This window comes from Atribacter laminatus (assembly GCF_015775515.1).
Lineage (GTDB): Bacteria > Atribacterota > Atribacteria > Atribacterales > Atribacteraceae > Atribacter > Atribacter laminatus.
Genome location: NZ_CP065383.1, coordinates 1,095,269 through 1,117,643, shown reverse-complemented (window position 1 = coordinate 1,117,643; position 22,375 = coordinate 1,095,269). Strand labels below are relative to the sequence as shown.

Annotated in this window: 26 protein-coding genes, 2 tRNA genes and 1 pseudogene; 14 read left to right on the top strand and 15 right to left on the bottom strand. The window is 37.5% G+C overall.

Annotation, left to right across the window (positions count from 1 at the left end; translation table 11 throughout):
* Positions 1-6 precede the first annotated feature (6 nt).
* From RT761_RS05220 to RT761_RS05210, 3 genes and pseudogenes are all read right to left on the bottom strand, one after another.
* Positions 7-840 (bottom strand): sugar phosphate isomerase/epimerase family protein, encoded by an 834-nt coding sequence (locus tag RT761_RS05220; protein ID WP_218113019.1) that lies wholly within the window; start codon positions 838-840, stop codon positions 7-9.
* Between the two features lie 54 nt (positions 841-894).
* Positions 895-2,001 (bottom strand): LacI family DNA-binding transcriptional regulator, encoded by a 1,107-nt coding sequence (locus RT761_RS05215; protein ID WP_218113018.1) that lies wholly within the window; start codon positions 1,999-2,001, stop codon positions 895-897.
* A 437-nt stretch (positions 2,002-2,438) separates the two neighbouring features.
* A pseudogene (locus RT761_RS05210) lies at positions 2,439-3,600 on the bottom strand (IS256 family transposase).
* A gap of 877 nt (positions 3,601-4,477) precedes the next feature.
* Between RT761_RS05210 and RT761_RS05205 the strand changes: the two are divergent.
* Positions 4,478-5,284, top strand: coding sequence for a transporter substrate-binding domain-containing protein (locus RT761_RS05205; protein WP_218113016.1), 807 nt, complete (start codon positions 4,478-4,480; stop codon positions 5,282-5,284).
* A gap of 613 nt (positions 5,285-5,897) precedes the next feature.
* On the opposite strand, the gene hepT is transcribed toward RT761_RS05205, so the two are convergent.
* Both hepT and mntA read right to left on the bottom strand, forming a co-directional pair.
* Complete coding sequence (gene hepT / locus RT761_RS05200; RefSeq protein ID WP_218113015.1) at positions 5,898-6,344, bottom strand: type VII toxin-antitoxin system HepT family RNase toxin; 447 nt, start codon at positions 6,342-6,344, stop codon at positions 5,898-5,900.
* The gene (gene mntA / locus RT761_RS05195; protein WP_218113014.1) at positions 6,341-6,733 is read right to left on the bottom strand and encodes a type VII toxin-antitoxin system MntA family adenylyltransferase antitoxin; all 393 of its coding nucleotides are present in this window, start codon (positions 6,731-6,733) and stop codon (positions 6,341-6,343) included. The genes hepT and mntA overlap by 4 nt, the downstream gene beginning before the upstream one ends.
* A 186-nt stretch (positions 6,734-6,919) precedes the next feature.
* On the opposite strand from mntA, the gene RT761_RS05190 reads away from it, so the two are divergent.
* The gene (locus RT761_RS05190; protein ID WP_218113013.1) at positions 6,920-7,114 is read left to right on the top strand and encodes a type II toxin-antitoxin system HicB family antitoxin; all 195 of its coding nucleotides are present in this window, start codon (positions 6,920-6,922) and stop codon (positions 7,112-7,114) included.
* A gap of 85 nt (positions 7,115-7,199) precedes the next feature.
* Here the strand turns inward: RT761_RS05190 and RT761_RS05185 are convergent, their stop codons facing one another.
* The gene (locus RT761_RS05185; protein ID WP_218113012.1) at positions 7,200-7,751 is read right to left on the bottom strand and encodes a hypothetical protein; all 552 of its coding nucleotides are present in this window, start codon (positions 7,749-7,751) and stop codon (positions 7,200-7,202) included.
* Positions 7,752-8,094: 343 nt separating this feature from the next.
* Positions 8,095-8,153 (bottom strand) — tRNA-His (locus tag RT761_RS05180).
* A 181-nt stretch (positions 8,154-8,334) separates the two neighbouring features.
* Here RT761_RS05180 and RT761_RS05175 point away from each other — a divergent pair.
* The 10 genes from RT761_RS05175 (at position 8,335) to RT761_RS05130 (ending at position 14,959) form a co-directional block, all read left to right on the top strand.
* On the top strand, positions 8,335-9,270 hold the full coding sequence (locus RT761_RS05175) for a hypothetical protein (RefSeq protein ID WP_218113011.1): 936 nt from the start codon (positions 8,335-8,337) through the stop codon (positions 9,268-9,270).
* A gap of 465 nt (positions 9,271-9,735) precedes the next feature.
* Positions 9,736-9,912, top strand: coding sequence for a helix-turn-helix domain-containing protein (locus RT761_RS05170; RefSeq protein ID WP_218113010.1), 177 nt, complete (start codon positions 9,736-9,738; stop codon positions 9,910-9,912).
* Between the two features lie 46 nt (positions 9,913-9,958).
* A complete protein-coding gene (locus RT761_RS14105; protein WP_246465243.1) occupies positions 9,959-10,363 on the top strand; it encodes a hypothetical protein in 405 nt (134 codons plus the stop codon).
* 8 nt (positions 10,364-10,371) lie between these two features.
* Positions 10,372-12,705, top strand: coding sequence for an AAA family ATPase (locus RT761_RS05160; RefSeq protein ID WP_218113008.1), 2,334 nt, complete (start codon positions 10,372-10,374; stop codon positions 12,703-12,705).
* Positions 12,705-13,016, top strand: coding sequence for a TubC N-terminal docking domain-related protein (locus RT761_RS05155; RefSeq protein WP_218113007.1), 312 nt, complete (start codon positions 12,705-12,707; stop codon positions 13,014-13,016). The genes RT761_RS05160 and RT761_RS05155 overlap by 1 nt, the downstream gene beginning before the upstream one ends.
* Positions 13,017-13,022: 6 nt before the next feature.
* Positions 13,023-13,409, top strand: a complete 387-nt coding sequence (locus RT761_RS05150) for a phBC6A51 family helix-turn-helix protein (protein ID WP_218113006.1) — start codon at positions 13,023-13,025, stop codon at positions 13,407-13,409.
* Between the two features lie 200 nt (positions 13,410-13,609).
* A complete protein-coding gene (locus RT761_RS05145; protein WP_218113005.1) occupies positions 13,610-13,789 on the top strand; it encodes a hypothetical protein in 180 nt (59 codons plus the stop codon).
* Between the two features lie 47 nt (positions 13,790-13,836).
* Positions 13,837-13,998, top strand: coding sequence for a hypothetical protein (locus RT761_RS05140; protein ID WP_218113004.1), 162 nt, complete (start codon positions 13,837-13,839; stop codon positions 13,996-13,998).
* A complete protein-coding gene (locus RT761_RS05135; protein WP_218113003.1) occupies positions 13,988-14,236 on the top strand; it encodes a hypothetical protein in 249 nt (82 codons plus the stop codon). The genes RT761_RS05140 and RT761_RS05135 overlap by 11 nt, the downstream gene beginning before the upstream one ends.
* Before the next feature lie 516 nt (positions 14,237-14,752).
* A complete protein-coding gene (locus tag RT761_RS05130; RefSeq protein ID WP_218113002.1) occupies positions 14,753-14,959 on the top strand; it encodes a helix-turn-helix domain-containing protein in 207 nt (68 codons plus the stop codon).
* Positions 14,960-14,990: 31 nt separating this feature from the next.
* Here the strand turns inward: RT761_RS05130 and RT761_RS05125 are convergent, their stop codons facing one another.
* From RT761_RS05125 to RT761_RS05110, 4 genes are all read right to left on the bottom strand, one after another.
* Positions 14,991-15,152, bottom strand: coding sequence for a hypothetical protein (locus RT761_RS05125; RefSeq protein WP_218113001.1), 162 nt, complete (start codon positions 15,150-15,152; stop codon positions 14,991-14,993).
* A gap of 13 nt (positions 15,153-15,165) precedes the next feature.
* Entirely contained in the window at positions 15,166-15,474 is a 309-nt protein-coding gene (locus tag RT761_RS05120) for a hypothetical protein (RefSeq protein ID WP_218113000.1), read from the bottom strand.
* Positions 15,475-15,491: 17 nt separating this feature from the next.
* Entirely contained in the window at positions 15,492-16,424 is a 933-nt protein-coding gene (locus tag RT761_RS05115) for a tyrosine-type recombinase/integrase (RefSeq protein ID WP_218112999.1), read from the bottom strand.
* Positions 16,425-16,517: 93 nt separating this feature from the next.
* A tRNA-His gene (locus tag RT761_RS05110) sits at positions 16,518-16,594 on the bottom strand.
* Between the two features lie 164 nt (positions 16,595-16,758).
* On the opposite strand from RT761_RS05110, the gene RT761_RS05105 reads away from it, so the two are divergent.
* Together RT761_RS05105 and RT761_RS05100 are read left to right on the top strand one after the other, a co-directional pair.
* Positions 16,759-17,088: a hypothetical protein gene (locus tag RT761_RS05105; protein WP_218112998.1), complete on the top strand. Its 330-nt coding sequence runs from the start codon at positions 16,759-16,761 to the stop codon at positions 17,086-17,088.
* Positions 17,089-17,403: 315 nt separating this feature from the next.
* A complete protein-coding gene (locus RT761_RS05100) occupies positions 17,404-17,943 on the top strand; it encodes a hypothetical protein (RefSeq protein ID WP_218112997.1) in 540 nt (179 codons plus the stop codon).
* Positions 17,944-18,074: 131 nt separating this feature from the next.
* Here the strand turns inward: RT761_RS05100 and RT761_RS05095 are convergent, their stop codons facing one another.
* From RT761_RS05095 to RT761_RS05080, 4 genes are all read right to left on the bottom strand, one after another.
* On the bottom strand, positions 18,075-19,076 hold the full coding sequence (locus RT761_RS05095) for a uroporphyrinogen decarboxylase family protein (RefSeq protein WP_218112996.1): 1,002 nt from the start codon (positions 19,074-19,076) through the stop codon (positions 18,075-18,077).
* A gap of 155 nt (positions 19,077-19,231) precedes the next feature.
* Positions 19,232-20,080, bottom strand: a complete 849-nt coding sequence (locus tag RT761_RS05090; protein ID WP_218112995.1) for a carbohydrate ABC transporter permease — start codon at positions 20,078-20,080, stop codon at positions 19,232-19,234.
* Complete coding sequence (locus RT761_RS05085) at positions 20,073-20,927, bottom strand: carbohydrate ABC transporter permease (protein ID WP_218112994.1); 855 nt, start codon at positions 20,925-20,927, stop codon at positions 20,073-20,075. Before RT761_RS05085 ends, RT761_RS05090 begins: the two co-directional genes overlap by 8 nt.
* Positions 20,928-21,011: 84 nt before the next feature.
* The gene (locus RT761_RS05080; protein WP_218112993.1) at positions 21,012-22,325 is read right to left on the bottom strand and encodes an ABC transporter substrate-binding protein; all 1,314 of its coding nucleotides are present in this window, start codon (positions 22,323-22,325) and stop codon (positions 21,012-21,014) included.
* Positions 22,326-22,375 lie beyond the last annotated feature (50 nt).

The window sequence follows — 22,375 nt, the reverse complement described above, 5'->3', positions numbered from 1 at the left end:
TCCTTTTTATATTGATGTAACTAAATTATCTATATATTTCTTTCCTAGAACCATATGTTTATCAGCTTCTTCAAATGAATCAAAACATAATTTTTCAGGTGTTAATGCAAATATTTCAAAAGCACAATAGCCATCAAATTTTATTGTTTTTAAAGCTTTAAGTACCTCCAAAAAGTTAATATGCCCTTCGCCTGGAGACATTCTATTGGAATCAGCAAAATGTAAATGAACCAGATCATTTTTTGATTCAATTATTGCTTTTTCTATTGATACTTCTTCTATATTCATATGATATGTATCACCCATAATTTTTACATATGGTGATTTTATTCTTGATGAAATATCACTACATTCTTTCAATGTTTTTAAGAAATTAGTTTCATATCTGTTTAGCGCTTCTAAACAAAGAGTTACCTTTTTTTCAGAAGCATAATCAGCAACTTCACTTAACATTTTTTCAAAATTATCTTCAACTTCGCTCCTCGTCTGATCAGCTTTTATAGACCTTGAACCACCCCCACCAACAACTATAGTTGATGTATTAAAATCTGATGCAAGATCGATAACTGCCTTAAAATAAAGAATATTTTGTTTTATGTCTTCAAAGTTTTGGCTTGAAAGTTTAACAGTCTTATCAAAAATAAAATGTAACGAACTACATTTGATACCTGCATTTGCAAAATAACCATTTATTTTCTGCCTTTCCTTAAAAGAAATACTAGGGTGAGTATGAAATGCTACAGTTAATTCGACACCATCAAATTCCAATTCCGCAGCTCTATTAATAATTTTTTCTAATGGTTCCCTGCCATAATTTCCACTACATACACTAAATTTCATCAATATTCCTCCCTATTTTTTTATAATTTAACTTCAATATGTATTGGTTAATGACTATTTTGTTGAATTTCTAACTATTAACTTCGGTTCAATAACTAATTCTCTTGGAGGCAAAATACCTTGACTATCAATTCTTTCCAACAATAGTTCAGCTGCGCTTCTCCCCAATTCCTCAGCCGGTTGAACTACCACAGTTAAAGGAGGATCAACAAAATCGGCAAGATATACTTCATCATATATTACAATTCCAATATCATCCGGAATTTTATAACCTCTCTCCTTGATAGCTTGAAAAGCACCAATTCCTATAAAATTATTTGCCGATATTATCACTTCAGGGTATTCACCGGTATTTAATAGCTCATTCATTCTAAAGTATCCGCTTTCAATAGAGTAACTTCCAAATTTTACATATTTTTTTTCAACCTTTAAGTTATGCATAGTAATGGCCTTTAAAAAAGCTAGGTATCTTTCCTTCCCTGATACTGTCTCTTGTGATCCTGCAATCATACCAATTTTCTCGTAACCCCTACTAACAAGAAACGATATAATCAGGGCTATCCCACTATAATTATTGCCTTTAACAAAATCAAAATCTTTACTAAAATATCGGTCAATAAAAACTGTTGGAATAGATTTTTGTTTTATAAATTCAGGAATTCTTTTATTCTCTTTGGAAGGAACAAATAAGACACCATCTACTCTTCTTTCGAGTAAACTTTGTAAGTATTTTTCTTCTTTAACTGCATCTTCTTCTGAATCGTAGATTATCGGTGTGTATTTATTTTCAAACAAATAATGCTCTGCACTTCTAACAATCCTCGCAAAAAAAGGATTTAATATATTAGGTATTATTATTCCAATTGTTTGACTTTTTCTATTTTTTAAGCTTCTTGCTATTTCATTAGCGGAGAAATTTAATTCTTTCATTGCTTTTCTAACTACCATTAGCGTTTCCTGCTTTAATTCATGAGGACTATTAATCGATCTTGATACAGTTGACAAAGATACTCCAGCCTTCTTTGCCACATCTTTCATTGTTGGACCTTTTTTCGGTAATGTATAATCTTGTTTTTCTCTCATTTTGTTTGAAATTTGTCTTTCAATTAATTTTATAATGAATACGTTTTCATAATAGTATATATATTTTATAAATGTCAATAGTTAAACATAAATATTTTTGGTTTTTTTTCAAATAAATCGTTTTTTTGATTATATTAAAAATTTTGTTTGAACTAATATCCTAAAATAGTGAAGGAATTTAGAAGATAAAATAATTAATGTCTCTACATTGTATGTGTCAAATAATGTTCGCAATTTACTCTTAGCAAACACCGGAGACTCTTTTTAAACACAGAGATGACCTTACTTGAATGAAAAGCCATCTCTCTTTGAAAAATGACTCGATTTATTCACCTCCTTTTTATGAATATGGAAAATAAACAAAGAGAAGAATACAATCTTTCTATTTGGTCAATTCTTTCTGGTATTTTAGTGAATAACTATTCATGAGTCGTCGGGCTGTGGATCCGTGGTCAACCCACAGGGTTGTCCATCTATCCACAGCCTCTTTTTTTCTTTTGACTTTCTTTTTTTCCTTAGGCTATCTTTAGAAGCTCTACTTGTTGCTTGGTAATCGCCTCAGAGTTGATATATTTTTTACTCTTCATCCAAATCTTTTCGTATACTCAATGAGATAACTGGTGACCAACCGGAGATAGGAATCAGTGGTAGGAAAGATCCCTCTACCACTCGGGTGCGGCGACGAATCTCTTTATGAACTCGCTCGAGCGAATTGGTCGAGGAGATCTTTCGTTGGTCAAGGTGAGGGAAAGCCAGGAATTGTAACGAGTCTTCCAGTCCTTCCTCTAAAAGAGCAATGGCTTGAGGAAAGCGATCTCGGTATTCCTGGATGATTAAATGGGCATATTGCTTGGCACACTCTTGGTCAGGCTGGTACCATATTTGTTTCAGTTTCGCGGCAAAAGATTCTTTTTCTTTATGAGGGATATGGACTAATATATTTCGCATAAAGTGTACTTTACACCGTTGCCAACTTGATCCTAGGAAACATTTCTGAATGGCATTTTTCAGTCCAGTATGAGCATCGGAGATGCACAGCCAGACTGTTTCCACTCCTCGTCTTTTAAGCTGTTCAAAGAGATGAGTGTAGGTGTCTTCTGATTCGGCATACATGGGTTCGACCGCCAGGATCTCTCGGTTTCCCTCACTTGTCAGACCCTGAACGACAGCAATGGCCATGCTGATGATGTGTCTTTCACAGCGAACCTTTTCGTAGAGGGCATCAACCCAAATGACTGGATATTCTTTTTCTAAAGGACGGGTACGGAACCATTCCACTTGTTCATTGAGGTCTTTGGTGATTTCTGATACTTGACCAGCAGAGAGGGACTCAATCCCTAAGCTTTGAGCAAGGCGCTCCATCTTTCGGGTGGAGACACCATTGATGAAGGCTTCTTGAACCACCTGGAGGAGGGCTTGCTCCGAGCGTTTCCTTTCGGTCACAAAAAAAGGAATATAGCCTCCTTTACGGAGTTTTGGAACTAGAAGGTAGATGGTTCCTAACCTCGTATCAAATCGTCTGACTCGGGTTCCAGAGAAATGAGTGGTTCGGGTGGGACAATGTTCTCCCTTGTGAGCTCCAACTTTGTTTTCAGCTTCCAGTTTCATGAGTTCATTGGTCAGCCATTCTAACATGGCATAGAGTGGATCAGGTTCAGTCATGAAACCAATGAGCATTTTTTAAAAGATATGGTGTATGATTATTTTGAGCCATCGGATATTCCTCCTCGATGAAGTTTTGTATTATATGCAACCTTCATTTTGGAGTCTCCGGTGGCTTTTTTCAAGGTGCGAAATTGCGAACTTTAGTATACGCTATCTCTACATTCGCAGTTCGATAATTCCACTATTCTTTTTAACAATAGTGGAATACTATTTATAAAATATTGGAATAACTCTTTCATAAATTCTGCGAAGTCTATCATACAATTTAAAGTGGATAACGAGGCATTCCCAAGTCTTGGTGGTTAGACCCTGATGCCTCACCTAAAAATCATGATAAAACGGATTCGACATCTAATATCAATGGTTGTTGGTTGGAAGAAATTGGTAGACAGACGAAGAACAGCATAGAGTTGGTTAAGAAGGAGAAGTCTTCTTCAGTTTCGGAAGGGTAAACAACCGCTTTTCTTACTATGGTCTAGTTCTTTTGTTTAATAAAGCAGTTATCTTTTTTGGAAGCTCGAAATCGTGTAAAGGTGATTTTTCGGTTTGACAATACTACAAGGGCTAATGATTGCTTAATTCTCCAGCTTTATCGGAATCAATCCCTAAAAGTGGGAAGGGAAACCTATCTCGGATCTGTCATAAAACTTCAAAGACCCATTTTTTTATCCTATTCTGAACCGCTTGAATTTTAAGTTCTGCCGGTATGGCTTTATCACCTCGATGCAGACTAATCCATATCAAGATTTTTAGATGAGGCAACGATAGGAGTTTATCAAGATTTTAGATGATTCAATTCGAGATGTTGCAGTAAAGTAGGTTTGAAGGCTATACTTTTTTACAGGGGGGCAGGGTTTTAGTATAAAAAATAAGGAGGTTTTTGAAAGCTATGAAAAAAGAGAAGCCGTTTTCTACAAATTCATTCATTACTCTTGTATTTGTCATGCTGGTAGCGTTTTTTGGAGTTTTTACTCCCCAAGTATCGGCAGCCGAGAAAACCATGGTTGTGTCAGGACATCCCGAGTACCCTCCCTTTATGTGGCGAGAGGGTCACGTCATTGAAGGAGTGGGTCCCGACATATTTCAATTGTTAAGCCAGGAGCTTGGAATACAGATTGAAACACCGTATCTGGGAAATTGGGAAGAGGTTCAGAATAAAGCCCGTTTGGGTGAAATAGACGGCCTGGTAGCACTATATTATAGTGAAGAACGGGCACAATATTACCAGTATTCAATCCCTTTCGCTGAGGATCCGGTAGCTATCTTCGTGCTCTCCGGGCATGAGTTCCCTTTTGTAAACTGGGAAACACTCATCGGTAAAAAAGGAGTATCGACCCTGGGAGACATTTACGGAGAAGAGTTTGACACCTTCGCTGAAGAAAAACTCACCATTAAGAGGCTCAAAACAGTCGAAGAGTGTTTCCAAAAACTGATTGATAAAAAGGCTGAATACTTCGTTTTTGCTCTTTATCCAGGTCTCTACGCGGCGTCTCTCTATAATGTAAGCGACCAAATTCTCCCCCTATCTCCCTATGTTTCAGTCGTTCAATGGCATATAGCAATTTCTCTTAAGTCTCCCTTTGTCTCATTAATGCCTCAAATCGATGCCATACTTGAAAAGTTGATAGAAGATCAAACCATAGAAAATCTCGTTTCTCTTCATTCGCAAAAATGGGGTAAAGATTGGCAACTCTAAAAATATTCAACTACTCGGGCACATACTATTTGGGTCAATTTGGTATTCAGTATTTTTGTGTCAGGAATTTAGCCGTGAATCATCTTAGACTAAAAAACGCTGGATTCCCATCCCTGTTTATTACACTCAGGAGCAAGCTGATTTTCAACCGATTTAATATATTTTCTTTCCTTACTCTCCACAAAATCAGGAGAAGATCAATCTGGTCTTTATTTGGTGATGAGGATAAAAGATTATTAAAAGGAGCTTATTCTGAAAAGACCTGAACGATTAATAAAGACGTCATCCTGAGCTCTGGTTTTTGAGGGCGTGAGGATCTCGTCTTTTAAGGTTTTTTATTCTTCATAAATATTATAAAGGATGAGTTCTCACGTCGTCCGGCAAAAACTCCGGACTCCTCAGAATGACTGATTGGGTGGATGAGATTGCCACGTCACTTCGTTCCTCGCAATGACGGAGCAGGTAAAAAACTCAAACCCTCCTAACCTCTTTTTCTAAAGGGGGAAATTGATTCTTGACCATATATTCTCATCCTCATCTGGTGCTGCTAAGCAGCATGAGGGTCTATCCCTTTTTTTATATACCGCTATTTGGCATCAGGGTTTATATCTTTTTAATACCCAACATCCTTATCAGTTAAAAATAGCTTTAAATACTGAAGAAATTCGGTAAAGTCTTCGAGACGATTTTGGATGATCTCATATAACTCATTGACTGAAACTTCAGCATAAAAATGAACCAATCGGTTCCGGTATCCAGCCATTTTGAGTAATTTTTCCTTAGCAAAATTTTGAGGAACAATTCCCTCTTTTCCCAAAAAAAGAGCAACATCTTTATAAGTTGAAAGTCTTTCTCCGGGAAACCTCGAACCGATATGTGTTCCAATATCAAAGACAGCTTCCAAAGCCCTTCTCAAATAGTGTTCGCCAATAGCATAATTTTCACCTTTTTTAAAATTCTCTAAGGAAATACCCTTAAATATCGTTAGTTTATCAATATTCTTCTCAATTTCTCTCATTCTCGAGAAAATGACTTCTTGATTAATTGGTATTTTCTTCATATTCTTTCCAATAAAATTTGATCTTGAACATCCAATAATGGTTTAAAATCGATATATTCTTTGATAATCTTTTCCTTATAATCGTATTCAAACTCACGAGAAACTCGGTAGATTACTTTACCTGTGGTAACCACTTCAAATTGGAGAGTAAGAGGAGCAAAATCTAAAAACACGATATCAAGATCTCGATCAGGGAAATCTTGACTTAAGGATTGATATAATTCTTCAAAGAGAATCATAGTATTTTTTATGCCTTCTGGTTTTTCAAAAACCACACCAATATCAATATCACTTTCTGCTCTTTGGATACCAATGATCGATGAGCCAAAAAGATAAATAAGGGAAATGTTCAATTTTTTAAGTATTTTACGAGTATCTTTTTTGAACATAGTTTTATTATACAGTACTGATCATATGATGTGTTGTGGGGGCTGGGTCTTGATTCTTGAATTTTACTCAATTCAATCTCATTCATTTATTCTTGATTTTGGTATATGGAGCCTTTGTAAGCCTTCTTAAGATATTTATTGGTACTGTTGTGAATCTGGTAATAGGTATTGTGTGAGTTGAAGAAATTGAATTATAAATATCGAATTCTCATTGAAAAAGATGAAAACGGTATATATATTGCTTCCTGCCCTGCTCTAAAAGGATGTTATTCCCAAGGTGATACTGTCGAAGAAGCTTTACAGAGTCTTAAAGACGCTATTCAACTCATATTGAAGCTCGCCAAGTATTTGGTGAACTCACTCCGATTGAAAGACTTATAGAAGATTTTGAGGTTGTCGTCAAAAATTATCCTAACAAGGCTTTAAAGGCTATACTAACTCTTGAGAATTCCCATCCAACTTCATTTCATTGCTTAATGCTGAACAATTGAACGCTCTCGCTTCGAAAGGCAATATGATTGGGAAATGGTGAAAACTCATTTAAATCATCACTTCTCTTTGCCATCAACCATAAGCCTTTGCTATTCTCTAATCCTTTTCTTGGAATAACAACCGTTCCTCGGCATGAATATCCAGTAGCGTCATTCGGATCATGGGTATTTTTCAGCTTTACTTTTAATCGTCCCAGAAAAAGACCTCCCATATTTCCCATTGGTGGAATTCCGTAGGATAGAAAAAACTCAGCATCAACTCCCGGTTGACCATCGAAAGTGTTGGTTGCTAAAACCTCGAATTTGCATATAAAATCTTTGTTCCCTTGGGGAAGAGATGTAAAAACCCACTCAGCATGGTTATTAAAGTTTGGATCTCTTAACCAATACCACCCATGAATATAATCACCTTGAGAGAAGAACGAAACCGTGGTTAGCTCCTGGGTTACCAGGCATGAAGAAAAGGTAAAAAGAAGAAAGAGGATACAAAACCCGAAAAATAACATTTTGAAACATGGTTTTATCACAGTAGCCCTCCTCGGTAATCCCTTCGTCTAAGAGCAATGTTCTTTTTTATTATATTCATTCATGGTTCTTTTTCACAGATAAAATATAAAAAAGAATGAGAATCTGCGAAATTCTTGGGGTTAAGGCTTGATTCAGGAAATGATAAAAGACTGGGGAAGTTGGAAATTGGGATATTGGGAATAAATAAAAGATGAGATCCTCACGGCTTCAAAATGCGAAGCCTCAGGATGACGACACTTGCAGCGTGTAATCTGGGGGGCCAGGTCTTGATTCTTGAATTAGAGAGGTCATCAAGGGGGAAAGGATTAATATTTAGGCTCTAAAAAAACTTTTGGGGTGAGTGAGGGGACTTGAACCCCCAACCCCTGGAGCCACAGTCCAGTGCTCTGACCAATTGAGCTATGGGGTTTAAAAAAAACCCTTTGTTAAGCCAAGGTTTCCTCTCTTATTTTTCCCAACCTCTTTTTTACCCTTCCAAGGACAACGGACTCATGAAATTTTGAGTTGAGAGCAACGGACTCTTGGGTATTCCTATTCTTCAAAATTATACCATAGAATTTTTATAAATGTTATACTTATTTTATGGAAGAATTAAACGAAAAAAATAATGATGAGGAAAAGAAAAAAAGAAATAAAAGAAAAGTAGAAAATACAGTAGAATTGAAAGTTCTACGACCTGGAGAAATACTTCTAACGCATATTTCCAATAATAAGACTACCACCTATTTATTAGATACTAACGACTATAGCACCACAGATATTCTCAATTATTATATAGGCCGTGGGGAAGGTATATATAGAATAATTGACTATATTGTGTTGTCTTATAAAAATAATTTAGTGAAGAACATTGACTATTTCATTACCCATGAGCTCAAGTTTTATAAACCATTGGGTTTAATTAAAAAATTCCCCTTATATAGATATGGCTTTAAAGGAAACATTACCAACCAAAAAGACGCTTTACACCTTTTAAGAATAGCTCTTTTCCTTTTTCTCTTTGAGGAATGTTCCGGTGACCCCTCAGAAGTTATAAAAAAATTCAGAGAAAGAAAAAGAAAAACCTGGAGAACCATAAAAGAATATAACTTTCATACCTTATTAGCTTATATTCATAAAGCAACCAAAAAAACCCTTGAAAATATTGTCAATGATGAGGAACTTTTTAAAACGAAAAGTCATAATTACAAATTCAATGAGGACTTCATGGAATATAAGGATGGAATAGAACCCCACCAGCTCAGGGGTACCCTTTCAGAGTATACTAAATGCGCTAAAAAAGACCCTCTTAATATAATTCTTCAAAAAGGGGCCTTGAGTGAAATATTTAACGTGGTGTACAAAGATGGTACGGATGATGAGAAAAAGCTATTTAATACCTTTCTAAATATTCACTTGTACCCTAACGCTTGGAACGAAGCGCGAAAAATAAATAATTTGGAATGGAGTACTTATAAAAAATTGAAGAGAAGAATAAAAAATTTAAATTTTTTTAAAGATGATGGAAGTAGAAGTTAAAAATGGTTACTTCTATTATATAGGGATAAATTATTAACACCTCATTAAGACTTCATCTTTAACCTTTTTTTTGAATAATAATATCACTATGCCAAAATAACAATTAGGCGAGGTGACCAAAACCCCAAGGAAATGACACATATATATGAGGAGAAGTATTTAAATGGTGAGGTTATCAAAACCCCCACTTAAAAGCCATGTATTTAGTGAGGAGGTAAATATTTAACCATTTTAGGCGTTTTTTTAGGCGTATTTTTCCCTATATAGTAGAAGGTAAATTTTTCTCTATGAATGAAAATGTCACATTTTTCGTCACATTTTTCCCTATATAGTGAAGGGTAAATTTAGCCCGGGTGGTTCATACCATCCTCTGACAGAGCCGGCGCTCAAGTTGAGTGCTGGCTTTTTTATTTGCCCTAAAAAATAAACAAATATTCATCAAATAAAGAGAAAGGAGGTTAAGAGGTGACTGGAAGAGCAATTAAGATACTCCGAATAACCAGGAACATTCCACAATGGAAATTAGCGCAAAGAGTTGGAATAACCCCTGCTTATTTATCGGCTATGGAAACCGGAAGAGTTGAAATGAGTGATGAAATTGAAATGTTACTCAAGAAGGCCATTAACGAATGGAGCGAATAAAAAAAGCCTACGACTTAGCAGAGCCGAAGGCTAAAGGAGAATAATAATGAATGTAAATTCTAAACTATATGGATACCGTATTATACACGATGGCGATATTTTATTCAAGCGGTGTTCAAAAAGTAAGCATTTCTTGACAACCCCCCCAGGTATTGCCATTGATGAGGATATTTTTAATGAAGCGGTTGAAGAAGGCATTAAATACCTGCAAATATTTGAGCGTGAAGAAAAAATGTACTATTCAACCACAGTGGAGCAATTCAAGAAGAAAAACATTTTCACAGACCGAGGGCATGGCCGGCAATTGGCCCTCCCTCTAAATTATTGGATAACCTCCAAGAGTAAGGAAATTCCTCGAGAATTAACCGTAGAAAAGCAGCCTTTACCCCTATTATTCACAATTAAAAATAAACCTAAAGTCGAGAACAAACAGCAATTAAGTTTGTTTTAGGAGGAGAAATGAACCATCTAATTAATTACATTTCCCGGGGGTGGGAGATAATTCCCATCCCCCCTCGAAGCAAAAAAGCGATATTGGATAACTGGCAAAATTTACGTATTAGCGAAAGTGACATTCCGGAGCATTTCCACAATAACTCAAACGTTGGAGTTCTCCTGGGTTCTCCTTCTCAAGGCCTGGTAGACGTTGACCTTGATACCAAAGCAGCGGTTAAAATAGCAAAATTCTTTTTACCCGATACCCTGGCCTTTGGTCATGGTGAAGGCATAAAAAAAGTAAGCCACAAGCTCTATACTTGCCCAGGAGTTGAAACTAAACAGTTCCCGATAAGAAAAGAATTGGTTCCTATTGATGAAAGAGAAGACGACAAAGAAAGCGTTATGATAGTAGAACTTCGAAGCACAGGAAGACAGACAGTTTTCCCACCATCAATTCATCCTAACGGTGAAGAGTATAAGTGGGTAAATAACCTTGAACCGGTAACTCTTGCCCCTGATGACCTCAAAAGACGGGTTTCAATGTTAGCCGCTGCGGTTCTCTTCTCCTGGCATTGGCCTTCTCAAGGTACAAGACAAGAGGCCTCTATGGCATTAGCCGGAACTCTTCTAAAGCATGGGTTCACCATTGAGGAAACCAGAACTTTTCTTGAGGCGGTATGCACAGCAGCCCAAGATGAAGAAGTAGGAATGAGGCTTGCCCAGGTGAAGAATACCTCCCAGAAAAGCGATAAAGAACCCATTACCGGAATTCCCAAGCTAAAAGAACTCATGAACCCAGAAGCAATAGACAAAGCCTTGGAGTGGTTAGGCATTGGGAAAGAGAAAGAGACTTTCACCTTTAACCCTCTTGAGTTTTTCAGGAAACCAAGCCCCAATGAGAAAGATGAAATTACCTGGACTATACCCGGACTTATCCCAAGAGGGTATTTAACTTGGTTGGTAGGGTATCCTAAAACCGGTAAGTCATGGTTGAGTTTGAAAATAGCCTGCGATGTATCCTTGGGTGGTCCGGTTCTTGATGGGGTGAGCGACCTGGAACACCCTTTAAGAATTCTCTACGTGTTAGCCGATACCAGCAAAACCCAACCCATGAGCCGGTTGCGGAAAACCAGATGGAATTACAACCCTGATAACATTCTTTTCCTCTACCAAAACGAATTAGCCAAAGACGGCCTTGATGTTGACTTAGCAACCGAAAAAGGAAGAGCCCGTCTTGAAAAGTTCATCCAAAGTTCTAAAGCTCAATTGGTATTCCTGGACTCTTTAAGTTCCCTAACCTTGAGCGACCTTATCAAGGAAGAGAACGCCAAGCCTATCGCCTTGTATTTGAACCAATTAGCCGAAAAGTACCAAATAGCTTTAGTAACTCTCTACCATTCCAGGAAACCCAGAAAAGAGCAAGAGGGTTTGACCATGAGCCAACATGATATTTCAGGAAGTGGGGTATTAATGAGGTTTGCCGGTTCTTCAATAGGGGTTGAACTCAAAGTAAATGAGAAGACCGGGGAGAAAAAACACTTGGTTCATTACCTGGCCGGATGGGTGAAAGAATTCCCTCAATTCTCATTCACCCTCGAGGATGAATATGATGACTACGACCAAGAGTTTACAACCATGACCATTGATAAGAACCCCGATGGAAAGAACTACAAAGAAGCACTTTGGCAAACCATCTTAAATAATTTTCAAGGTGTTGAGTTTACCCGGGCAGATATTGAAAATTTATTACCCTTTTCAACCAATGAACGATATCTAAGAAGAATGTTGTCAAGCCTGAAAAAGGAAAAGAAGCTCAAAGTTAGGGGTAAAAATAAAAGTACCATTTATTCAGTTTGGAATAGAAATATATCGGACCCTTCTATGGTGGGGGGCAATTTACTACCCGATACCAATATAAATAGCTTAGTAGAGCAAAATATATCGGGTAGTACCATGGTCCGATATCCTGGTTTTAGGTCCGATAAAATAAATATATCGGACCATAGTCCTAATTTATCGGACCATACCAGGTCCGATATAATTCGCTCAACCATGCCCGTTTCCGACTTATCGGACCATATATCTCCCCATCATAGGGAAAGGACCGATAAAAAACAACATCTAATTTTGGACAACAACCCCGAGGATGAAGACCTACCCCCTAATTTTGAGCAAGAAGAAAAACCAGACATTGAACCCTTCAATTTTAAACATAACGAGAATGAATTAGTCCTGGATGATATCGAGCCTTTTAATTTTGAGCAAGAGGAAGAACCCAAAGTTCCTGAACGCCCTTTAAAAAGTGAGTATGTTAAATGTTGCGATGGTATAACGAGAAAGGAGTTTACAATTTAATGAATACCTTTGAACTTCTCGAGGAACTCGAAAAGCGCAACATTGAAATTTACCTCAAAGATGGTGATATAAAGCTGAGGGGTGAGGAAGAAAAACTCACCCCCGACTTAATTAACCTGGTGAAGGAGTATAAACAGGAATTAATAACCTTCCTTACTGAAAGAGCAATGGATAACGACATGAAAGAATGGCGTAAATATGCCCGTTGGTTTTGGGAAGGGGTTTTTGACGAAGCGGAACGACAAGAAAATATTAAAAGAATGAAATATGCCCAGGACGTTTTAAAGACTATAAAAATTGAAAGTGAGTAAACCGAAATGGTAGAAACCAGTAAAAAAATGTTACGAAAAAAGGAAAAGGCTATCGCTTGTCTTATCACCCAACCAACTATTACCCTGGCCGCTCAAGAAGCTGGGATATCTCAAAGTACCATGTTTCGATGGTTGAATGACTCAGAATTTCAAGCAGTCTTCCGGAAAGCTAAAAAAGAAATAGTTGGTCATGCTCTTACCCAGGTTCAAAAGTCAGTAACCAAAGCGGTTGAAACCTTGCTTGATGTCATGGGTAATGGGGTGGTGGAAAGTGCCAAGGTATCGGCAGCCAAGACTATTTTAGAATTAGCCATAAGAGCGGTTGAAATTGAAGACCTGGAGGAACGCTTAGAAGCCCTGGAAAAGAGGATGATGGATGATGAGCGCCATTGAACAAAGAATAAAACGCCTGGAGGTATTCCTAACCCCTTCACCCTCTAAAGAGAATGATGTATTCCCCTCATTTATTTTTACTTCTCCGGTTTTGGTTTCCATGGCCTTTAAAGCCCGAGAATTTTTAACAAAGCACCCGGGGGAAGACCTACCCCAGGAACTTATAAACACTTGGAATGAAGAAATATCAAAGGTGAACCATGAACTATAAGCATAGAATAAAGAGCCTGGAAAATAAAACCAAAATAGGAAGGGAATTTAAACCGGTAGTTCTATTTGAAAGTGACTTTCCCACTCGGGAAGAACTCCAAAGCAAAAGCGAAGAAATGAGCGCTCAAGGGTTTAAGGTTTACCGGGTATCATTTGTAGATAAAGTCTAATATCCCTGGCCGGGTTAACCCCTGGCCTTTTAAACGGAGTGAGAATAATGACATTGAAACAAAGAATAAAACAAATGGAGAAAAAAACCAAAATAGGTGAAAAAAATACCCTGGCCGAGTTTGAAATTACCCAAAGAGGAAAAGAAATTATAGAGCTATTGGAACAATTAGATACCTTAAAGGAAAGGATAGAAAGCCATGAGAATTAATGAACGAATAAAAAAGCTGGAAAACCAAAGCACCCCCCTTGACTGGAGCAAGGTCAAAATATATGACTGGAGCAGCATACCCGAGGAATTCGAGGAATTGGCACGACAAGAAGCAGCCGGAGAAACGGTAATTATAAGAGTAAGGCTTTTAAGAAAAGAAGAAGAACCGGAGCCACCCGGGCCACACTTTAATGATGTTAAGTTGAAACCCGGGCAAAAAATAGCCATTGTATTGTAATTTACACGCTATGAGACGCCACAGGAGCCCTCTTTCTTTTTCGGGTAAGGTGTTTATACCTTTGGGGAAAATAAAAGAGCTCAAACGGCCTTTAAATGAATTGTAGTGGAGGGTTAATACCTGGCTATACGATAAACTATAAAGAATGAAGGCTTTCAATTTTAGATAATAACCCTCCATTTTTTTTCCTCCACAAATTATGAAAATTATAAAACTATGAAAATACTTTTCAAAAATAGGGTAAAATGGTATAATTCTATAATTACACCAACCCTCATTATGGTTAAAAAGTATAAATATTCACCACCTAAATAAGAGCTATACATCAATGTTATTGGCAATTATTCATTTATAAAACACTATAAAGTGGATGGTAATTATTTTACACTGGTTCCCATAAGCTGTATTATGTAAAAAAAAAGAAGGTGGTGGAGGGGAAAAAGAAGAATATTTATAAGTTTTAGAATAGTATGATAAAATAATTATAACATATTTTAAATGATATGGGGTGAGGGTATGCCTAAAGTTGTTTTTAAGAAGGAATATTACAATATTAAAGAAATATCAGAAATGTTAGGTATTACTGATGTAACCATTAGAACCTATTTTTCAACTGGCCGGATGAGAGGGGTTAAACTTGGGAATGCTTGGTATTCCACCCAGGAGGATATAGAGCAGTTTTTAAAAATGAAAACAGAGCCAAAGAATAAAAGGAAGAAGTGAGGGAGGGCAGCACGTTATCCCTCCCAGTATTTTAACCCTTTATAAACTGCGAAACATCAATTTTTTGTATCCTGGCTTTTACCTGGTTCATTAATTCTTGAGGGTTAAGCTTATCATATTGTTCTATAAGCTCTTTATCCTCAAGAAATAAATGAAGGTGGTTACTAAACTTGGTAATGGCTAATATATCCATAATATTTCCCTCCTCATGCTTTCTCTAATTTAAAATATCTTTCTATAACTTCACTTTCTGTGTCATGGGTTTCAGCCCATTCTAAGGCGTCCTCAATGGTTAATGGAAAGATAGCCTTTCCACCCGACCAGGAGTTATTATCAACCTGGCGTGAATATTTCGTATTGGCCCCACCTTCACCAGCAAGAAAGTAAGCCCCTCTTTTAGTCCGGTAGAGGCTTTCGTCAATAAAATTAATATCACCTGGAGAACCAAAGTAAAAAGAACTCAATAACTTAGCGGTTCCAGTATCAAAAACCTTCCCATTAACAACTCTTTTCATTTTCTTTACCTCCCTTTTTATTTCGGGTTTATATTCTTAACCCTTTTTTTATTAAATAAATTTATTGGTGAAGCAGTTTTATGCTCTCTCTTCAAGTCTTCTCCAGTTAATGCTAAATACCTTTTGGTCATGTTCAAGTCAGCGTGCCCCATGGTTCTTTGAAGTGTAAACACATTCCCACCATTCCGGAGATACAAAAGAGCAAAAGAATGGCGCAAGGAATACGGAGTTATGGAATGGCCAAGTTGATAACTGTACTTTTTCAACCGGTGAGCCCAGGAAGACTCAAGAAAGGGTTTTCCCTCATAGGAACAAAAAACCGGTATATTATCATGCCAAGTAGAAAGGCGTACTTTCAATAATTTTTGAATATGAGTTGCGGTAAGTGGTGAAATGGGAACGGTTCGAGTGGTTTTAGTCTTGGCTATTTCTTTTCTAATGGTAACTTCCAGGCCGGAAAGGTTTATATCCTTGGGAAGGAGTGATAAAGCCTCTTGGGGGCGTATTCCAGTATCCAAAGTTAAGAGGATAAGGCAATAGTCCCGAAGACCGGCAAAGGTTTTCTTATCGGGGAGTTTTAAAAGCTCAATTAAAACATCCTGGGAAACATTCCGGGCCCTTCCCTCATCCTTTCTCTTGGAAAAGTCAATGGGGTTTTTAGGAAGAACTCCAACATTTACCAGATAAGAAAAAAAGGACTTGAGGTAAGCTCTTCGAATGTTGAAAGTTGCCGGAGCGATAGTAGAAGTTGAGAAATATTCCTTCACCTTATTACACAACAAATGATAATTATCGATATCACCTTGATAAGTTCGAAAAAAGAGGTCAAGATGAAGTTTATAGTCTTGAATAGTTCTTTCCCTACACCCTTGTACCCTCTTTTCAATAAAAAACTCTGATAGGTACTCTTCCCAGGTTAAGATGGTGAGTAATTTTAATGTTTTTCCCATTTTAAAACCCCTTTCTAAGAGCAACGGACTCAGAGGTTTTTATGGGAAAAATTCAAAGAGAGGAAGTTAATATTTAGGCTCTAAAAAAACTTTTGGGGTGAGTGAGGGGACTTGAACCCCCAACCCCTGGAGCCACAGTCCAGTGCTCTGACCAATTGAGCTACACTCACCATAAATGGTTTTCTTAAACTCTGCGCAGACTATTTTATCATATTACCCTGGCAAATCAACTGTCGTTTTAAAATTGGACTGCCAATTCGGCAGGCCTTTTTGAAACTTTACTTTTTCAACAAAGTATATATAAGAGACAATATGGTAAAGGAGGTTGTCGTTGTTGGGTAAAAGAAGTATTTCGTTTTTTGTATTAATAGGTATTCTGGTTGTTTCATTTCTTTTTACTGGATGTGTGCCGGGAAGTTCACCAAATCAATTTTCCGGCACCGGAACGGTTACTTATATTGACCTTGAAGGTGGGTTTTATGGAATTATCGGTGATAATCAGGAGGATTATGATCCAATCAATCTTCCCGATGAATTTCAACAAGATGGACTTCAAGTCGCTTTTACAGCTCAATATCGAGATGATTTAGCTGGTTTCCATATGTGGGGAAGAATTATCGAGATTTTACAAATCGAAGCGATAAATACCAATAACCAGGGCTAATAATGTTAGCCCTGGTTATTGGAAAAACTGAGAATAGATTTTTTTTATCCTTCTTTAAAAAAAGGTTTTTCCTTCGTCCCACTTTCATTCTCATCCTAACCTTTTCCTATCAAGTAAGAAGGAACAACTAAAATTTTTAAATCTTTTCCTCGCTTCTGGTAGGTGGCGAAAGTTCGAAGGATATCAATTTTACCATCATGGATGCATTAAAAATGTATAAACATCTAATCTTTGAAGTTATTTAGGGAAGTTGATAACGAAAACCATAATTAATCGTATTAATAAAAAGAAGAATGATTTTTCAGGAGGAGAAAAATGAAAAGAGCTCTAATAATTCTTACTATTTTAGGTTTCATCTTTGTTGCCACTGGCTGCGTTCCTACTGTTCCCGATTATGAACGAGTAGAAATTGAAGCCCTCATTGAAAGATATGGGAATGCCCTTTTAATTCAAAATCATGACCTAGCTAAATCCTGTTTGGTTCCTGGCGGTCCAAGCGATCAAAATTTTGAACTCAAATACCAAATTATCTTAGACATTCTCACTACTCAACCAGAATATACCGGTCAAAATTGTAGTATACCCATATATGGAGTGAATACCGGACAGATTAAGGTTGACGGTGAATGGGCGAATGTGACTTTAGAGAGTCGTCAGGTTTGCGGATTCTGCGAAAACACCTATTGGATTCCTTATCCTCCCATACCTCTCGTTGATTATGCTGTTAATGCACCAGCTCAGGGAGGGTCAGGTGTCTCTCCTTTTAACCAATGGGTTTGTTTTGAAAATACTTTTCTGGTCGATGACGAATCGCTTCTTCTAAAAAAAGTGAACGGCCAGTGGCTCATTTATTAATTTAATAATTGGTATAAAGTGGCTGGAGCGTCTTCTATGCCCGATATATCTTCCTGAGGTAGATGCTCCAGCGTTTTTTTCACATGACTTAAATAAATCGATAGATATAATAAAGATTAATTTTTTTTGTTTTACAATACTGCTTGACATAGGGCCAGCAGGTTTTCCGGTGGAGTTGCAACCGGAATTTCACATCCAGCACTTAGTATAAAAGGCATACCAGCATCTTCAATACAGCGAAGGCTCGCTTCTCGGACATCTTCAGGTGTTCCTTCTAACATGACACTTACTGGATCGACATTACCACATATACAAACTTGAGAACCAAAATATTGCCTGGCTTCTTTCAAATTAACCATAAAATCCAAATCAATAATATCCGCTCCGGTATGTGCCATGTAAGGCAAAAGTCCTGAAGTATTTCCGCATATATGGAGTTTCACCTTGGCACCTAACTGATGAATAGAGCTAAAAAGTTCCTGTTCAAAAGGTAAAACGTATTTTTTATAGAGACTCGGTGAAAGCAACGAAGCAGCTGCATCACCAACCCCAATAATATCCGCTCCAGCTTTAATCTGCTCCTCAGCAAATTTTTTTTCTGTTTCTAGTACTATTTTTAACAAGGATTCCACTTGTTCCGGTTGGTCGATAATATCCATCATTAAATTTTGGACTCCTCGCAAATCAGCCGCTTCGGCAAACGGACCCTCCACCCAGCCAAGAATCGGAATATCCTCTGAAACTCTTTGATGAAAAGCATTAACGGCTAATAATCGATCTTTCATTCTTGAAGCTTGATGAGGATCCAAAACCGGAAGAGAATTGACTTCTCTATCCTCCAAGGTTTTTAAGAGGGGTTCTTTCATTACCGGGATACCGTTATCGGGGTAGCTAAAAACCGCTCCATACCCTTCGGTTTCACGAAAAGGATCAGAAATAGCCATCACCATGTCGAAATGAAATTCTTTTTGACAGGCAAGGTAACTATCAACTAAAACTTGATAATCGAGATAATAATCACGATAAGTCTTCCCAATGAATCGAGCGGCAAAAGCCATTAATATTGGTGTTACCGGAATTCTGTCGATGGTTTGTCCATTTAAAAGTGCATAAATTCTTTCTTTTGAGTTCATTCAATATCTCCTCAAATCCTAATATTTATAACCATTTATTCCAATTATTTTAAATTAGTCCTTTCACCACCTTGATTAATTTAAAGTATTATAAATATAAAAAAAGAAAATCATACTCCGTATTTGGAATTTTAAAATAAGAATCTTCTTAAAAGTTACTTAATTGCCCCGAAGGTCAATCCGGAAACAATATATCTCTGGATAAAGAGAGCGACTATGATAACCGGAATGATCGAAATCAAACCAACCGCGCTAACCTGTCCCCAGAGCAAACCCCGGTCAATCATAAAACCAGATATAAGAACCGGGATTGTTCGAGTATTAAAAGCAGTGAGCTTAACAGCGAACAAAAACTCGTTCCAGGACGCAATAAAAGTCAACAAAGTAACCGTCATTATCCCTGGAGTTGTGAGTGGAATAACAACTCGAGTGAACAGCTTGGCATAACTACATCCATCAATCAATCCAGCCTCGACTATCTCCCGTGGAAGCTCCTTAAAGAATCCATAAACCAACCAAATCACAAAGGAGAGATTAAAAAAAGTGTAGGCGAGAATGAGCGCTGGAAAGGTATCGATCATTCGAAGCCTGGCAAATATTAAAAAGAGAGGTATGGCAGCAGCTATTGGAGGCATAATTCGCAGGCTGATGATCCATATCAGCAAAGAGGTTTTGGTTTTTGCCTTCCAACGCATGAAGGCAAAAGAAAACGCTGCTATGCACCCAATAACCAGCGAAAAAATAACCGAAATTATTGATGCGATCAAACTGTTTCTGATATACCAAAAAATCGACTTTTGCTCAAAAACAACTCGATAATTATCCAAGACTAATCCTGTTGGCGAAAAGTTGGGGGGCCATGACATTGATTTTGCTTCCGGCCGAAAAGAGGTGATGCCCATCCAATAAATAGGTAGGAGGTATAAAATGGTAAAAACGGCAATAACTAAGATAATTGCAGTATTAACCATTTGTTTTTTTGATTTTTTACGAGGTCTAAACAATTTCGAACCTCCTATTCAACCATCCTAGGAACCTGGTAATAAGAATTCCCATAACGACGGTAAAAATTATTGCAAAAGATGTTGCAGATCCAATATTTAAATCGTTGAAAGCCGTGCGGAAGATGAGAAATCCAATGGTTTCGGTTCCACCACCTGGACCTCCATAAGTTAAGGTGTAAATGAGGTCTAATGCTTTGGTGGCATCCATAAAACGCAGTGTCAGGGCAATAACAATAGCATAAGAAATGGAGGGAAGAGTAATATGAATAAACTTTTGCCAACCGGTTGTTCCATCGATTTCACCTGCTTCTAAGATTTCAGGCGGTATGCTTTGGAGTGCAGCTAAAATAATAACATACATAAAGGGCGTCCATTGCCAGACATCAGCTAATACAACAAAAAAGAGAGCATACTCATTTCCGGTCGGGGCAAATCCCTGAGTCCCCAAAAGCCAGTTGAATAAACCATAATGGGGATTGTAAATCATCCTCCAGATAATGCCTACCACGATTGGTGATACAAACATTGGTATAGTAAGAGCAGTTCGAACAACCGGACGGAAAAAACCAAGCTCTCGATTCATAAGAACGGCCAATACCAAACCAATTATCAACTCTAAAAAGACTGCAAGGACAACATATATAATGGTATTTTGTAAGGCATTCCAGGCAAAACTGGATTTAAAAAGATCAATATAATTTTTTAAACCCACGAATTGAGCAGGCATCCCATAGCGCCAAATAAAAAAACTTCCCCTCAAAGCAAAAAATAACGGATAAATAGCTAAACCCAGGAATATTATTAAAGCGGGCAATATTAAATAGTATTTTAATCTTTTTTCAATCATAAGCAGTCCTCTAATCAATAACTACGGGGAGAATAACTAAAATTCTCTCCCCGTAGTTATTTTTTTTAAATTGGAGAATTGGGTTTATTGCTGAGGATAACCAGCTCTTTCAAGAATTCCTTTCAGTTCTTCAATCAGTTTATCGACACCTTCTTCAGCTGGTAACTTACCGGTCATTATCTGGTTGGTAATTACTGCATAATTTCCACCATAGAATTCTGACATAGTAGCAATTTTTCCAAAGCAAACCGCTTTTGATATAGCTTCCGACTGTCCTTCGAGCCAATCACCGTAGGTTTCCTTTAAAGAATCGTCGGTATAAGTTGCTTTTGCGCTTGGTCCTTTACCAAATTCTTTGAAGAAAAAGAGGTCATTTTCGGCATTGGTCATGAATTTAATATATTCCCAAGCAGCATCCTGGACTTTAGAGTCTGCGCATATAAATATTCCCCATCCACCTGACATTGGATAACCAATGGCAATATCAGCAGTACCGGTTTTTGCTCTTAAATCTGCATTAGCCGGATCAAGAAGCATACCATAAAGGGTAAGCGGCCATACCTCGGTCATTGCTGCTTTTCCATCGAGATAAAATTGATAGGCTTCGGGGAGATTGTAACTTTCAACTCCAGGAGGCATATCGTTTAAACGATCTTGCCAGTATTGGAAGGCTTCAACCATTTTTGGTTTATCAATGCAGACTTGGAAATTATCATCCCAAAAACCATTTTCAGTTTTTACGCTATCCCAATCAAACATTTGGAAATAAGTTTCAAAAGGATAGGATATGCCCTGTTCAGTTGCATACATGTAAACGGCTCCCCAGATTCCTTTTTCCTTGTATTCTGGGTTATTATTAATTGACTGAACGATGTTCAGCCATTCTTCGAGATTCGTCGGTACTTTAAATCCTTCTTTCTCAAAGATGTCTTTCCGGTAGAACATTAAACGGCCTTCCATGTTGAAAGGAAGGGCATATTGTATTCCTTTCCACTCTGAATTTATTTGGTATGCTTTTTCTACATAAATTGATGGATCAAATTCTGGATCATTCTTTATGTAATCATCCAGTGGAATTACATAACCACCATCTGCCCAGGCTCCCGTCCACTGATGAGCACCAACAATGACATCATATTGACCGGTATGGGCTACAAATGCCGACATGGCTTTATCAAATTGAGTTCCATAAGGGGCTTCGTCCATTAAAATGTCAATCCCGAATTTCTCCTTCACTACTGGGATTGACCATTTTACTGCCTTTAGCATGGGATCGTGGGAGTTGGCAAAGACTTTTAAGGTTACACCATCAAATCGCTTTTCTGCTGCAAAAGCCGGTACAATAGCAATTAACAAAACACTAATGACGATTAAACTTAGAACTATGATTCTTTTCATTCCTGCTTTCCTCCTTAAAAAATCCTCTTATCATTCTTCACCCTCATTGA

Coding starts and splice junctions, on each gene's coding strand:
- hepT (WP_218113015.1), bottom strand. CDS start 6,344: ATGAAGAAAATACCAATTAATCAAGAAGTCATTTTCTCGAGAATGAGA.
- RT761_RS05080 (WP_218112993.1), bottom strand. CDS start 22,325: ATGAAAAGAATCATAGTTCTAAGTTTAATCGTCATTAGTGTTTTGTTA.
- RT761_RS05160 (WP_218113008.1), top strand. CDS start 10,372: ATGAACCATCTAATTAATTACATTTCCCGGGGGTGGGAGATAATTCCC.
- RT761_RS05100 (WP_218112997.1), top strand. CDS start 17,404: ATGAAAAGAGCTCTAATAATTCTTACTATTTTAGGTTTCATCTTTGTT.
- RT761_RS05120 (WP_218113000.1), bottom strand. CDS start 15,474: ATGAAAAGAGTTGTTAATGGGAAGGTTTTTGATACTGGAACCGCTAAG.
- RT761_RS05220 (WP_218113019.1), bottom strand. CDS start 840: ATGAAATTTAGTGTATGTAGTGGAAATTATGGCAGGGAACCATTAGAA.
- RT761_RS05135 (WP_218113003.1), top strand. CDS start 13,988: ATGAGAATTAATGAACGAATAAAAAAGCTGGAAAACCAAAGCACCCCC.
- RT761_RS05140 (WP_218113004.1), top strand. CDS start 13,837: ATGACATTGAAACAAAGAATAAAACAAATGGAGAAAAAAACCAAAATA.
- RT761_RS14105 (WP_246465243.1), top strand. CDS start 9,959: ATGAATGTAAATTCTAAACTATATGGATACCGTATTATACACGATGGC.
- RT761_RS05145 (WP_218113005.1), top strand. CDS start 13,610: ATGAACTATAAGCATAGAATAAAGAGCCTGGAAAATAAAACCAAAATA.
- RT761_RS05175 (WP_218113011.1), top strand. CDS start 8,335: ATGGAAGAATTAAACGAAAAAAATAATGATGAGGAAAAGAAAAAAAGA.
- RT761_RS05150 (WP_218113006.1), top strand. CDS start 13,023: ATGGTAGAAACCAGTAAAAAAATGTTACGAAAAAAGGAAAAGGCTATC.
- RT761_RS05115 (WP_218112999.1), bottom strand. CDS start 16,424: ATGGGAAAAACATTAAAATTACTCACCATCTTAACCTGGGAAGAGTAC.
- mntA (WP_218113014.1), bottom strand. CDS start 6,733: ATGTTCAAAAAAGATACTCGTAAAATACTTAAAAAATTGAACATTTCC.
- RT761_RS05085 (WP_218112994.1), bottom strand. CDS start 20,927: ATGATTGAAAAAAGATTAAAATACTATTTAATATTGCCCGCTTTAATA.
- RT761_RS05125 (WP_218113001.1), bottom strand. CDS start 15,152: ATGGATATATTAGCCATTACCAAGTTTAGTAACCACCTTCATTTATTT.
- RT761_RS05095 (WP_218112996.1), bottom strand. CDS start 19,076: ATGAACTCAAAAGAAAGAATTTATGCACTTTTAAATGGACAAACCATC.
- RT761_RS05130 (WP_218113002.1), top strand. CDS start 14,753: ATGCCTAAAGTTGTTTTTAAGAAGGAATATTACAATATTAAAGAAATA.
- RT761_RS05205 (WP_218113016.1), top strand. CDS start 4,478: ATGAAAAAAGAGAAGCCGTTTTCTACAAATTCATTCATTACTCTTGTA.
- RT761_RS05155 (WP_218113007.1), top strand. CDS start 12,705: ATGAATACCTTTGAACTTCTCGAGGAACTCGAAAAGCGCAACATTGAA.